The 12,449-nt window shown below is 73.0% G+C and carries 11 protein-coding genes; 3 read left to right on the forward strand and 8 right to left on the reverse strand.

The genetic code is table 11. The features are described from left to right. Positions 1–71: 71 nt before the first annotated feature. Both MUB56_RS02305 and MUB56_RS02310 read right to left on the reverse strand, forming a co-directional pair. Complete coding sequence (locus tag MUB56_RS02305; protein WP_244930301.1) at positions 72–671, reverse strand: antibiotic biosynthesis monooxygenase; 600 nt, start codon at positions 669–671, stop codon at positions 72–74. Beyond that, positions 668–940 (reverse strand): acylphosphatase, encoded by a 273-nt coding sequence (locus MUB56_RS02310; RefSeq protein WP_244930302.1) that lies wholly within the window; start codon positions 938–940, stop codon positions 668–670. The genes MUB56_RS02305 and MUB56_RS02310 overlap by 4 nt, the downstream gene beginning before the upstream one ends. Before the next feature lie 69 nt (positions 941–1,009). Between MUB56_RS02310 and MUB56_RS02315 the strand changes: the two genes are divergently transcribed. Then, positions 1,010–2,461, forward strand: a complete 1,452-nt coding sequence (locus MUB56_RS02315; RefSeq protein WP_244930303.1) for an MFS transporter — start codon at positions 1,010–1,012, stop codon at positions 2,459–2,461. 69 nt (positions 2,462–2,530) lie between these two features. On the opposite strand, the gene MUB56_RS02320 is transcribed toward MUB56_RS02315, so the two are convergent. From MUB56_RS02320 to MUB56_RS02340, 5 genes are all read right to left on the reverse strand, one after another. Continuing rightward, positions 2,531–3,559, reverse strand: a complete 1,029-nt coding sequence (locus MUB56_RS02320; protein ID WP_244930304.1) for a hypothetical protein — start codon at positions 3,557–3,559, stop codon at positions 2,531–2,533. Beyond that, on the reverse strand, positions 3,556–4,125 hold the full coding sequence (locus MUB56_RS02325) for a sigma-70 family RNA polymerase sigma factor (RefSeq protein ID WP_244930305.1): 570 nt from the start codon (positions 4,123–4,125) through the stop codon (positions 3,556–3,558). The genes MUB56_RS02320 and MUB56_RS02325 overlap by 4 nt, the downstream gene beginning before the upstream one ends. A 45-nt stretch (positions 4,126–4,170) precedes the next feature. Next, positions 4,171–5,607 carry an adenylosuccinate lyase gene (purB, locus tag MUB56_RS02330; RefSeq protein ID WP_244930306.1) on the reverse strand — a complete coding sequence of 479 codons (1,437 nt, stop codon included), beginning with the start codon at positions 5,605–5,607 and terminating at the stop codon, positions 4,171–4,173. 140 nt (positions 5,608–5,747) lie between these two features. Beyond that, entirely contained in the window at positions 5,748–6,983 is a 1,236-nt protein-coding gene (purD, locus tag MUB56_RS02335) for a phosphoribosylamine--glycine ligase (RefSeq protein ID WP_244930307.1), read from the reverse strand. Between the two features lie 25 nt (positions 6,984–7,008). Further along, positions 7,009–8,292, reverse strand: a complete 1,284-nt coding sequence (locus MUB56_RS02340) for an adenylosuccinate synthase (protein ID WP_244930308.1) — start codon at positions 8,290–8,292, stop codon at positions 7,009–7,011. Between the two features lie 134 nt (positions 8,293–8,426). Between MUB56_RS02340 and MUB56_RS02345 the strand changes: the two genes are divergently transcribed. Further along, positions 8,427–9,341, forward strand: a complete 915-nt coding sequence (locus MUB56_RS02345; protein WP_244930309.1) for a diacylglycerol kinase family protein — start codon at positions 8,427–8,429, stop codon at positions 9,339–9,341. A 76-nt stretch (positions 9,342–9,417) separates the two neighbouring features. On the opposite strand, the gene MUB56_RS02350 is transcribed toward MUB56_RS02345, so the two are convergent. Then, entirely contained in the window at positions 9,418–10,407 is a 990-nt protein-coding gene (locus MUB56_RS02350) for a LuxR C-terminal-related transcriptional regulator (RefSeq protein ID WP_244930310.1), read from the reverse strand. Between the two features lie 280 nt (positions 10,408–10,687). Here MUB56_RS02350 and lysS point away from each other — a divergent pair, with 280 nt between their 5' ends. Continuing rightward, entirely contained in the window at positions 10,688–12,412 is a 1,725-nt protein-coding gene (lysS, locus tag MUB56_RS02355; protein WP_244930311.1) for a lysine--tRNA ligase, read from the forward strand. The last annotated feature ends 37 nt before the right edge of the window (positions 12,413–12,449 follow it).

Here is a 12,449-nt window from a genome sequence, read left to right on the forward strand (position 1 = left end):
CGCGCGGGGCGGGGGGGCGCGCGGCGGACGTCGTACGACGTGGTCGCCAGATCGGGTGACGTCCGCGGACGTCATCCGGTCGGGGCAGGTGCCCGCCGGCGCCAGGGCGCGGGCCGGCCGTGCAGCCACCACTCCATCCGCCGGGTGATCCACGGCAGCGCGGCGTACGTCATCACCGGCGTCATCACCGCGATCGTCACGAAGACCCGGAGCGGGAGCGGCCAGTCCGGGATCAGCCGGCCGGTGAGCACGTTGACGATCAGGCTGAGCGGGAAGAAGACGAGGAAGATCACGCAGGCCTGCTTCCAGCGCGGCGGCGCGACCGGCGCCGGGCGGAGGTCCTCGACGTCACGGGTGGCCGGCGGGTCGAACCAGCCCTCGATGCCGGTACGACGCTCGACGCGGGACTCGACGATCCCCAGCCCGGCGGCCGAGGAGCGCCACCACTGCCGCTCGTGCGACTGCTCCCAGGCCAGCAGCGAGTCGTGGTCGGCGAACCGGTAGAGCATGTGCCACTCGGTCGACCCGACCTCCGGGCGCACCCAGCCGGACCCGAGGAACCCCGGGAACTGCTGGGCGAGCGTGGTGCCCGCCTGCAGCCAGCTGAGCATCTCCGGCTCGTGTCCCGGCTCGAGATGGCGGGTGATCGCGACGGTGACCGGCTCGCTCATCCGCGGACCTCGAACCGGGTCGCGCCGGTGGCCTCGCCCGCTCGGACGTCGACGCCGCTCACCCGGGCGTACGACGGCCCGGTGCGGCACCAGGCGACCAGCTCGCGCACGCCGTCCTCGCTGCCCTCGAAGTGCCCCGCGACCGAGCCGTCCGGCTCGTTGCGGACCCAGCCGACGACGCCGAGGCGGCGGGCCTCCTGCTCGGTGTACATCCGGAACGAGACGCCCTGCACCCGTCCGGTCACGGTCACGTCGACGGCTGTGGTCATGCCTCCATCATCACGCGCCTTTCGAGACCACCCCCAAACCCCGCTGCGGGTTCGGGGTACAACGGTCGGGTGAGCGAGCACGCCGTCGACGACCGGCCCCACCAGGAGTCGGGCGACCCGGCGTACGAGCCGCATCCGCGCCGGTGGCGGATCCTGGGGGTCTCCCTGGTCGTCGGCTTCATGTCGCTGCTCGACGTCTCGATCGTCAACGTCGCGATCCCGTCGATGCAGGAGGGCCTGCACACCTCGGCCGGGACCATCCAGTGGGTGGTCTCGGGCTACACGCTGGCCTTCGGGCTGACCCTGGTCGCCGGCGGCCGGCTCGGGGACGCCTACGGTCGCCGTCGGATGATGCTGATCGGCCTGGCCGGCTTCACGCTCGCGAGCGCCGCCGTCGGCCTGGCCCCCAACGCTGCGCTGGTGATCCTCGCGCGGTTGCTCCAGGGGGCGTTCGCCGGGCTGCTCACCCCGCAGAACACCGGGATGATCCAGCAGCTCTTCCGCGGTCGCGAGCGGGCCAAGGCGTTCGGGCTGTTCGGGTTCACGGTGTCGACGGCCTCGGCCACCGGGCCGGTGCTCGGCGGACTGATCATCGCCCTGGCCGGTGAGGAGGACGGCTGGCGCTGGCTGTTCCTCGTCAACGTGCCGATCGGCCTGGTGGCCGCCGTCGCCGTGCTGCGGATGGTCCCGAAGCGTCGGCCCGACCCCGAGCCGACCGACCACCGCATCGACGTACCCGGCGCGGTGCTGCTGGGCCTGACCGTGCTGTCCCTGCTTTACCCGGTGGTGTCGCTCGAGGGCGGCGAACGGCTGCCACTGGCGCTGCTCGCGGGCGTGCCGCTCTTCGGCTGGGCCTTCGTCGCGTGGGAGCGTCGTACGACGAGCCGCGGCCATCCGCCCCTCATCGACGTGGGACTGCTGCGCACGCTGCCCAGCTACGTCAAGGGGCTGGCGATCGGGGCGCTCTACTTCACCGGCTTCACCGGGCTGCTGCTGGTGATCTCGATCCACCTGCAGGTCGCGCTCGAGCTCTCGGCCCTGCAGGCCGGGCTGGCGATCATGCCCTTCGCGGTGGGCTCCGCGGTGAGCGCACCACTGGGTGGGCGCTACGTCTCCGACGCGGGCCGCCGGCTCACCGTCGCCGCGCTCGCGGTGATGATGACCGGCGTCGTGCTCGTCGCGCTGCTCGCCCCCGGCCGGGACCCGATCTGGCCCTGGCTGCTGCCGACGCTGCTGCTCACCGGGCTCGGCGCCGGTGCGGTCGTCTCGCCCAACATCACGCTCACCCTCGCCGACGTACCGCCCCGGATGGGCGGCGCCGCCGGCGGCGGGCTGCAGACCGGGCAGCGGATCGGCGCCTCGATCGGCGCCGCCCTGCTGGTCACCGTCTACCAGCTCACCTCGGACTCGATGTCCACCGACGCCGCGCTGCGCGCCGCCCTGCTCACCGGTGCCGGACTCGTGCTCCTGGCCCTGCTGATCGCCGTACGGGCGGCGCGTCCGCCCTCGCGCGTCGAGTGACATGGATTGGCCCCGCAAACCGAGCTCCTGGGGGCCAATCCATGTCACTCGACGGTGCCGGGCTGGTGCTCAGCCCTCACAGCCCAGTCCGTCGGTGTAGTTCCTCGGCACCCGGCCGGCGGCCACCTCGTCGGCGAGTCCCCAGATGAACTGGGGGTACTCGCCGTCGGCCGCCATCTCCCGCAGCACCGGCCACTGGCGGGTCGTCGCGATGGCCTCCGCGGCGAGATCGGCGCGCGCCTCGTCACCGGCTCGCACCGCGAGCCGGAACTCGGTGATCCACTCGCACGCCAGCTGACCGGCCACGTCGGCGCCGAGCTGGTACGGGTCGTTCTGCTCCGACGAGAAGCCCGTCCGGGTGCTGCCCGGCGGGAGCAGCGGGTCGACGTGGGCGCGAATGCCGTCGAGCAGCTCCTCGATCTCCGCGTCCCGCTCGGTGCCGTCCACGAAGTCCGGTGGCAGCGCGGCCTCGAAGGTGGCCCGATCGACCTGGCGGAGCCGGCCGAGCAGGTCGAGGTACGCGTCCTCGTCCATGCCGCTGCCGCGGACCTCGACCCAGCTGCCGTTCTGCACCTCGCGAATCACGGTGTGGTCCCGGGCGCTGTAGGCCCAGATCTGGGCGGGCCGGCCCAGCACCTCCACAGGCACGCCGTCGGCCGGCGGCTCCGTGATGTGCCGGCGGTCCTCGACGTACTCCTCGTAGCTGGCGGCGTCCTGCCAGGACACGTCGAAGGACGCGTCCCCCTTCTCGAAGATGACCTCGCCACCGCGGCTGTCCACGTAGGCGTAGGAGGCCACCCAGCCGGGGGCGTCGAGCACGGTCCACCCGGCCTCGACGGTGGGATCGACGGGACCGGCCGGCTGGGCGGACCCGCCGGCGCCCGGGCCGGCGCCGCCCCACCAGGCCGCGCCCGCCGCCAGCGCGGCGACGGCGGCGGCCGCGGCGACCGGCACCAGCCAGGTACGCCGGCCACGGGGGCGCGTGCGGACCGGACGGTCGTCGAGGACGGGACTGCGCATGATCTCCTCCAGGAGCTCGGCCCGCCCGTGGTGCAGGGGCAGGGCGACGACCTCGTCGTCGGTGAGGTGACTGCTCATGGCTGCTCCCTCCGGGCGAGCTGTGGGTGTCTGGAAGGGAGATGTCCGGGTGGGTCGGGATCGTTGCCACCGTCCTCGCCCAGCAGCTCCCGCAGTCGCGCCCGGGCACGCGAGAGCCGGGGCCGAACCACGGTCGTGGACAGCCCGAGCACCTCGGCGATCTCGCGCGGCTCGAGTCCCTCCCACAGGTGCAGCTCGAGGATCTCCTGGTCCCGGCCGCTGAGCCGGCGCATCGCCACGGCGACGTCGGTGCGCCCGGCGACCTCCACGCTCGCGTCCGGCACGGCGACAGCCAGCTCGGCGCGCAGCCGCTCGCCGAGCAAGCTGCGCCGCCGGTCGCCGCGCCGGCGGTTGGCCAGCACCCGGCGGGCGACGCCGTACAGCCAGGGCCGGGTCTCCGGCCCGTCCGGCACGTGCGCCAGCCGCCGCCACGCGACCAGGAAGGTCTCCGCCGTCACGTCAGCCGCGTCCTCGGGCCGGTCCGTGCGGCGCAGCGCGTAGCCGAGGATCGCGTCGAAGTGCCCGGCGTAGAGCCGGCTGAAGGTCTCCTGCCGAGCCTCGCCCATGCTCACCTCATGTCCGGCAGCCGCACGGGCGTTGCAGGCGAGCGGCTAGAGGATCTCGCCTGGGGAGTACGCCGCCGCCTCCGGGTGGCGGGCGGTCACGTCGGCGACCTGTCGTACGACGGCCTGCACCTGGTCGACGGCGGCACCGGTGAAGGTGATCGGCTCGGCCACCAGGCCGGCCAGCTGGTCGGCGGTGAGCCCCAGCCGCTCGTCGGCTGCGAGGCGGGCGAAGACGTCGTTCTCGGCCTGCCCCTTCCGCATGTCGAGGGCGGTGCCGACCGCGGCCTCCTTGATCGCCTCGTGCGCGGACTCGCGCCCGACGCCGTTGCGCACCGCGGCCATCAGCACCTTGGTGGTGGCCAGGAACGGCAGGTAGCGGTCCAGCTCGCGCTGGATCACCGCCGGGAACGCGCCGAACTCGTCGAGCACGGTCAGGAAGGTCTGGAAGAGCCCGTCGGTGGCGAAGAACGCGTCGGGCAGCGCGACCCGGCGGACGACGGAGTCGGAGACGTCGCCCTCGTTCCACTGGTCGCCGGCGAGCTCGCCGACCATGGAGACGTAGCCGCGGACGACCACCGCGAGGCCGTTGACCCGCTCGCAGGAGCGGCTGTTCATCTTGTGCGGCATCGCCGAGGAGCCGACCTGACCCTCCTTGAAGCCCTCGGTCACGACCTCGTTGCCGGCCATCAGCCGGACCGTCGTGGCCAGGTTGGACGGGCCGGCGACCAGCTGGGCGAGGGCGGTGACGACGTCGTAGTCGAGCGAGCGCGGGTAGACCTGGCCGACGCTGGTCAGCACCCGGTCGAAGCCGAGGTGCGCGGCGACCCGCTGCTCCAGCTCGGCCAGCTTCGAGCCGTCGCCGTCGAGCAGGTCGAGCATGTCCTGGGCGGTGCCCATCGGGCCCTTGATGCCGCGCAGCGGGTAGCGGCCCAGCAGGTTCTCGATCCGCTCCAGCGCGATCAGCATCTCGTCGGCCACGGTCGCGAACCGCTTGCCGAGCGTCGTCGCCTGGGCGGCGACGTTGTGGCTGCGCCCGGCCATCACGGTGGCCTCGTGCTCGGCGGCGAGCCGGGCCAGACGGGCGAGCGTGGCGACGGCCCGGTCGCGGAGCAGCCCCAGGGACTGCTTGATCTGGAGCTGCTCGACGTTCTCGGTGAGGTCCCGCGAGGTCATGCCCTTGTGGATGTGCTCGTGACCGGCGAGGTCGGCGAACTCCTCGATCCGGGCCTTCACGTCGTGGCGGGTGATCCGCTCGCGGGCCGCGATCGAGCCGAGGTCGACCTGGTCGACGACGGCCTCGTGGGCCTCGACGACGCCGTCCGGCACCTCGATCCCGAGGTCGCGCTGGGCCTTCAGCACGGCGATCCAGAGCTGCCGCTCCAGGACGATCTTGTGCTCGGGCGACCAGATGGCTGCGAGATCGGCTCCGGCGTACCGGGTGGCGAGGACGTTGGGGACGGTCACGGTGGGTGATTCTCCCATGCCCGTTGAGTCGTGCGTCCCGGCGGTTGAGTCGGGAGACGGTGTCGGACTCAAGCGTCAGAACTCCCGGCTCAACGGTCTGGGGGACCGACTCAACGGTCTGGGGGACCGACTCAACGGTCTGGGGGACCGACTCGACGTCAGACCGAGGCGGCGATGTCGGTGCGGTGCTGCGCGCCGGGGAAGTCGATGCGGGCGACCCCGGCGTACGCCGCCTGCCGGGCGGCGGTGAGGTCGGTGCCGGTGCCGACGACGGCGAGCACCCGCCCGCCGGCGGTGACGAGCTGGCCGTCGGCGATGGCGGTGCCGGCCTGGATGACGTGTACGCCGGCGAGCGCCTCGGCGGCGTCCAGCCCGCTGATGACGTCGCCCTTGCTGGCGGTCTCGGGGTAGCCCTTGCTGGCCAGCACGACCCCCACGGCCGAGCCCGGCTTCCACGCGGGCGGGGGGACCTCGGCGAGGGTGCCGGTCGCCGCGCCGAGCAGCAGCGGGCTGAGCGGGCTGTCGAGCAGCGCGAGGAGGGGCTGGGTCTCGGGGTCGCCGAAGCGGGCGTTGAACTCCACCACCCGCACCCCCTGCGAGGTGAGCGCGAGACCGGCGTACAGCAACCCCGCGAACGGGGCGCCGCGCCGGGCCATCTCGTCGACCGTCGGCTGCAGGACCGTCGCGAGGACCTCGTCGACGAGCCCCTCGGGCGCCCACGGGAGCGGCGTGTAGGCGCCCATGCCGCCGGTGTTGGGGCCGGCGTCGCCGTCGAAGATCCGCTTGAAGTCCTGGGCGGGCTGGAGCGGGTAGACCGTGCGTCCGTCGGTGATGGCGAACAGCGAGACCTCGGGGCCGTCGAGGTACTCCTCGACCAGCACCCGCTCGCACTGCGCCGCGTGGTCGAGCGCCGCCTGGCGGTCGTCGGTGACGACGACGCCCTTGCCGGCAGCCAGGCCGTCGTCCTTCACGACGTACGGCGCGCCGTACTCGTCGAGGGCGGCCGCCACCTGCTCGGCGGTGGTGCAGGAGCGCGCGGCGGCGGTGGGCACGCCCGCGGCGGCCATCACGTCCTTCGCGAAGGCCTTGGACCCCTCGAGCCGGGCCGCGGTGGCGGACGGGCCGAAGACCGGGATGCCCCGGGTCGTCACCGCGTCGGCGACGCCGGCGACCAGGGGGGCCTCCGGGCCGACGACGACCAGGTCGACGCCGAGGTCGAGGGCCAGGGCGGCGACCGCCTCGCCGTCCATCGGGTCGACGTCGTGCAGGGTGGCGACCGCGGCGATGCCGGGGTTGCCGGGGGCGGCGTGCACCTCGCTCACCCCGGGATCGCGGGACAGGGCGCGGGCCAGGGCGTGTTCGCGGCCACCGGTGCCGATCACGAGCGTCTTCACGGGCTGAGAGCCTAGACGTCCTCGCTCAGACCAGCTCGTGGCGCACGATGGTCGCGGCCCGCGAGGGCCCGACGCCGACGACCGAGATCCGGGCTCCGGACATCTTCTCGACGGCCAGCACGTAGTCCCGGGCGTTCTTCGGGAGCTCCTCGAAGGTGCGCGCCTCGCTGATGTCCTCCCACCAGCCGGGGAAGTACTCGTAGATCGGCTTCGCGTGGTGGAAGTCGGACTGGTTGACCGGCATCTCGTCGTGGCGCACGCCGTTGACGTCGTACGCCACGCAGACCGGCACCTGGTCCAGGCCGGTGAGCACGTCGAGCTTGGTGAGCACGAAGTCGGTGACCCCGTTGACGCGGGCGGCGTAGCGGGCAATGACGGCGTCGTACCAGCCGCAGCGGCGCGGACGACCGGTCGTGGTGCCGTACTCCGCACCGACCTTGGCGAGGTGCGCACCGAAGTCGTCGAACAGCTCGGTCGGGAACGGGCCCTCGCCGACGCGGGTCGTGTAGGCCTTGACGATGCCGATGACCCGGTCCAGGCGCGACGGCGGGATCCCCGAGCCCGTGCACGCGCCACCGGAGGTGGCCGAGGAGGAGGTCACGAACGGGTAGGTGCCGTGGTCGACGTCGAGCAGCGTGGCCTGGCCGCCCTCGAGGAGCACGACCTCGCCGCGGTCGAGGGCCTGGTTGAGCAGCAGACCGGTGTCGCAGACCATCGGGCGCAGGCGCTCGGCGTACTCCAGCAGCTCCTCGACGACGCCCTCGACGGTCGCCGCGCGGCGGTTGTAGATCTTGGAGAGGACCTGGTTCTTCAGCTCCAGGACGCCCTCGACCTTCTGGGTGAGGATCTTCTCGTCGAAGATGTCCTGGACCCGGATGCCGACCCGGTTCATCTTGTCGGCGTACGTCGGGCCGATGCCGCGACCGGTCGTGCCGAGGCGACGGCTCCCGAGGAACCGCTCGGTGACCTTGTCGAGCGCCCGGTTGTAGCTGGCGATCACGTGGGCGTTCGCGCTGACCTTGAGGCGGCTGACGTCGACGCCGCGGGCCTCCAGCGCGTCGAGCTCCTGGAACAGCACCTCGATGTCGATCACGACGCCGTTGCCGATCACGGGCACGACGTTCGGGCTGAGGATGCCGCTCGGCAGCAGGTGCAGGGCGTACTTCTCGTCGCCGATGACGACGGTGTGACCCGCGTTGTTGCCGCCGTTGAACTTGACGACGTGGTCGACGCGGCTGCCGAGCAGGTCGGTCGCCTTGCCCTTCCCCTCGTCACCCCACTGGGCGCCGATGATGGCGATGGCGGGCATGAGCACTCCTCGTCACACTGTGTTCGTCTCGGACAAACAAAAAACCCCGGCAACAGCGCACCGGGGCTCTTGCGGCGTCACGCTACCAAACGAACCTCCCCCGACCTCAGGCCGCGCGGGATATGGTCCGCCGCGTGGACCCCCTCCTCGTCATCACCAACAACGGCGCCGGCCCATCCGACGAGGAGCCGCTGGAGCGCGCGCTGGCCGTGCTGCGCGAGCAGGCCTCGGTCGAGGTGGTCGGCACGTCGAACCCCGGCGAGCTCGACGGGGCGCTGACCCGGGCGGGGTCGCGCCGGATCGTGGTCGCCGGCGGGGACGGGAGCTTCCACGCGGTGGTGGCGGCGCTCTACCGGCGCAACGACCTGGCCGGCAGCGTGCTGGGCTTGCTGCCGCTGGGCACCGGCAACGACTTCGCCCGCGGCACCGGGATCCCGCTGGACGTCGAGGACGCCGCCAAGGTCGTGCTCGAGGGCCGGGTCGCGCCGATGGACCTGATCGTCGACGAGGTCGGCGAGATCGTCGTCAACAGCGTGCACGCCGGCGCAGGCGCCCAGGCCAGCCGCCGCGGGGCACGCTGGAAGACCCGCCTGCACGCCGTCGGGGTCGGCAAGGCCAACCTCGGCAAGCTCGGCTACCCCATCGGGGCGGCGCTGGCCGCCCTCGAGCCGCCGTACGTGCGGGTCCGGGTCGAGGTCGACGGCCAGGTCGTGTGCGACTTCGACCAGCCGGTGCTGATGGTCGCCGTCGGCAACGGCTCCTCCGTCGGGGGCGGCACCGAGCTCACCCCGGACGCCGACCCGAGCGACGGCCGGGTCGACGTGATGATCTCGCGCGCGATCGGCCCGCTGGCGCGGTTCGGGTACGTCGCCCAGCTGGTCCGCGGGACGCACGGGAACCGCGACGACGTGATCGAGCTGCGCGGGTCGACGGTCTCGATCCGCGGCGAGGAGTTCTGGTGCAGCGCCGACGGGGAGATCTACGGCCCGGAACGCTCCCGCACCTGGCGGGTCGAGCCCGCGGCGTACTCGATGATCCTGCCCACCTGACCCACCCCGACGGTCGAGCAGCCACCGGTGGTCGAGCAGCCCGTCGAGACCCCCGCAGCCGGCGAGCGACGGTGCGCTAGATCCACCCGCGCCGAGCCGCCTCGACCCCGGCCTGGAAGCGGCTGTCGGCGCCGAGCTCGGTGAGGATGTCGGCGACCCGGCGGCGGACCGTTCGCAGGCTGACCCCGAGCCGCCGCGCGATCTGCTCGTCCTGGGCGCCGCTGGCAAGCTGCTGCAGCAGGAAGCGCCGCAGGTCGGGCCGGGCGACGGGGTGGTCCAGCCCCACGACGGGCGTGGCGCGGTCCCACATCGACTCGAACCACAGGGTCAGCGCGTCGACCAGCCCGCGCTGCCGGATCAGGGTGCGCGGCTCGTCGGTGAAGCCGAGCGGCTCGGGGAGGATCGCGTGCGTCGTACCGATGACGAACATCCGGGTCGGCAGCTCCGGCAGCACCCGCAGCTCCTCGCCCACCTCGGCCCGGTGCGCGAGCGTCTCGCGGGCGTCGGTCAGCGCCCGGACCGGGTAGATGGCCCGGGAGCGGCGGCCCTGCGCGACCGCCTTGCGTACGACGTCGGCCATCGCGTCCTCGCGGGGCCTGTGGAACTGGTCGGGTCGCAGCCACATCAGCTCGCCCTTGCTGGCCCCGATGAGGGCGCTCAGCAGCGCGACCGGCCGGCCGCCCGAGCTGATCTCCCCGTCGATGGGCAGGACCTCGGAGACGTCACCCGGCCCGGGCCCCGCGGCCGGGGCGGTCAGGAACGGGATCGAGGCGGCCACCGCGTCGAGCTGGGCATGGGCCCGCGCGGCAGAGGCGGCCGTCTCGCTCAGCATCCGGCCCACGGCCTCGACCGGGTTCGCCACGAAGAGCCGCGACTCCTCGATCCGCGCGATGCCGTGCTCCAGCAGCGGCCCGAGCTGGGTCTCGAGCTCCTCGGCCGTCAGCAGCAGCGAGCTCGCCACCGAGACGAGCTCGCGCCCGGACTGGGCGAGCACCCGGTGGTAGAGCCGGTCGACCGCGCGCGGGAATCCGAGTGCGGTCATCAGGGTGGCGGACTGGCGGGCCATGGTTGGCAACTTAGGGTCACCGGCCCTCGAGAGCCAGTGGCAGGGAGTGGTCAGTGCCACGATCAGGAGACGCCGGCCGGTCCGCCGCCCCGTCTCGGGGGAGCGGTCGCACCGGACGAGCGGTCGCCCCCCCGCGGGGGGGGCCCGACGACCGGCGTCCGCGAGGGCGTCGGAGCCGCCACAGGGGACGGCTCCGGCGCCCTTCCCGGTCTCCGCCGCCGGATGCCCTAGTAGCGTGATCCGCTCAGCCGACCAGCACGACCCAGGAGACGACGCGGACATGGCACGAGGCAGCAACCAGGGCGAGCCCACGGACTGGGTGACCCGCGCCGCCGACGACGCCGTCCGGCACGCACGGGAAGGCGGCGACGACCGGGTCATCACCTGCGCCTCCGGCGCCAGCCCGTCGGGGCCGATCCACCTCGGCAACCTGCGCGAGTTCCTGACCCCGCACCTGGTCGCCGAGGAGATCCGCCGCCGCGGGATCCCGGTGCGCCACCTGCACAGCTGGGACGACTTCGACCGGTTCCGCAAGGTGCCGGCGGGCGTCGACCCGTCGTGGAGCGAGCACATCGGCCGGCCGCTCTCCGCCGTGCCTGACCCGTGGGCCTGCCACGAGTCCTGGGCCGAGCACTTCAAGGCGCCGCTGCGCGAGGCGCTCGCCGAGCTCGGCGTGGAGATGCTCGAGATCTCCCAGACCGAGCAGTACCGCGCGGGCGCCTACACCGAGCAGGTCCTGCACGCGATCCGGCACCGCGACACCATCGAGGACGTGCTCGCCAAGCACCGCACCAAGAAGGCCGAGCCGGTCGCGGAGACCGAGCAGGAGGCCGAGGCGCTCGCCGACTCGGTCGCCGGCCTCGACGACACCGACGAGAGCACCGGCAGCGGGTCGCTGGCCCGGTTCCCCTACAGGCCGTACTGCCGCGACTGCGGCCGGGACACCGTCGAGGTCACGGCGTACGACGACGACACCACCGACCTGTCCTACACCTGCTCCTCGTGCTCGTTCACGGGCGTCACCAACGTCGCGACCCAGCACGAGGGCAAGCTCGTGTGGAAGGTCGACTGGCCGATGCGCTGGGCCTACGAGGGCGTCGACTTCGAGCCCGGCGGGCTCGACCACTCGACGCCCGGCTCGTCGTACACCGTCGGCAAGGAGCTGGTGAAGCGGGTCTTCGACTTCCGCGCGCCGTCGTACGTCGCCTACGCGTTCGTGGGCTTCGCCGGCATGCAGAAGATGTCGTCGTCGGCCGGTGGCGTGCCGACCGCGGCCGACGCGCTGCAGATCCTCGAGGCGCCGATCCTGCGCTGGCTCTACGCGCGCCGCCAGCCCAAGCAGGCCTTCGACATCGACTTCGGCGCCGAGGTCGTGCGGCTGTACGACGAGTGGGACGCGCTGGGCCGCAAGGCCGCGAACCCGGACAAGCGGGACGCGCAGGTGCTCGCCTTCGAGCGCGCCTCCTCGACCGCGGCCGCCGGAGTCCTGCCGACGCCCCGCGTCGTGGTTCCCTTCCGACTGCTGTCGTCGGTGGCCGACGTGACCGCCGGCAGCACCGAGCAGGTCAGCCGGATCGTCGGCGAGGTCGGGCACCCACACGACTCGGTCGACGACCTGCAGCCGCGGCTGGGCAAGGCGGCGACCTGGGTGACGGAGTTCGTGCCCGACTCCGAGCGCACGACGGTCCGCACGTCGCCCGACGTCGAGCGTCTCGCCGCGCTCGACGAGGACGAGTCGCGCTGGCTGGACCAGCTGCTCGACCGGCTACCCGACTCCCCCGGCCCCGACGAGCTCACGACGCTGATCTACGGCGTCCCGAAGCTCGCCCGCGGGCTCGATCTCGACGACGCCCCGACCGACGAGGTCAAGGACGACCAGAAGCGGTTCTTCAAGCTGCTCTACAACCTGCTGGTCGCCGCCGACCGCGGTCCGCGGCTCCCCACGCTGTTCCTCGCGCTGGGCTCGGAGCGGGTGCGCGGGCTGCTGCGGCCGGCGGCGGCCTGAGGGTGCATTCCTAGGCGCTCACTGCCCACGCCTGCGA

The organism is Nocardioides sp. W7, from assembly GCF_022919075.1.
Classification (GTDB): domain Bacteria; phylum Actinomycetota; class Actinomycetes; order Propionibacteriales; family Nocardioidaceae; genus Nocardioides.

Coding starts and splice junctions, on each gene's coding strand:
- MUB56_RS02305 (WP_244930301.1), bottom strand. CDS start 671: ATGAGCGAGCCGGTCACCGTCGCGATCACCCGCCATCTCGAGCCGGGA.
- MUB56_RS02310 (WP_244930302.1), bottom strand. CDS start 940: ATGACCACAGCCGTCGACGTGACCGTGACCGGACGGGTGCAGGGCGTC.
- MUB56_RS02320 (WP_244930304.1), bottom strand. CDS start 3,559: ATGAGCAGTCACCTCACCGACGACGAGGTCGTCGCCCTGCCCCTGCAC.
- MUB56_RS02325 (WP_244930305.1), bottom strand. CDS start 4,125: ATGGGCGAGGCTCGGCAGGAGACCTTCAGCCGGCTCTACGCCGGGCAC.
- purB (WP_244930306.1), bottom strand. CDS start 5,607: ATGGGAGAATCACCCACCGTGACCGTCCCCAACGTCCTCGCCACCCGG.
- MUB56_RS02340 (WP_244930308.1), bottom strand. CDS start 8,292: ATGCCCGCCATCGCCATCATCGGCGCCCAGTGGGGTGACGAGGGGAAG.
- MUB56_RS02350 (WP_244930310.1), bottom strand. CDS start 10,407: ATGGCCCGCCAGTCCGCCACCCTGATGACCGCACTCGGATTCCCGCGC.
- lysS (WP_244930311.1), top strand. CDS start 10,688: ATGGCACGAGGCAGCAACCAGGGCGAGCCCACGGACTGGGTGACCCGC.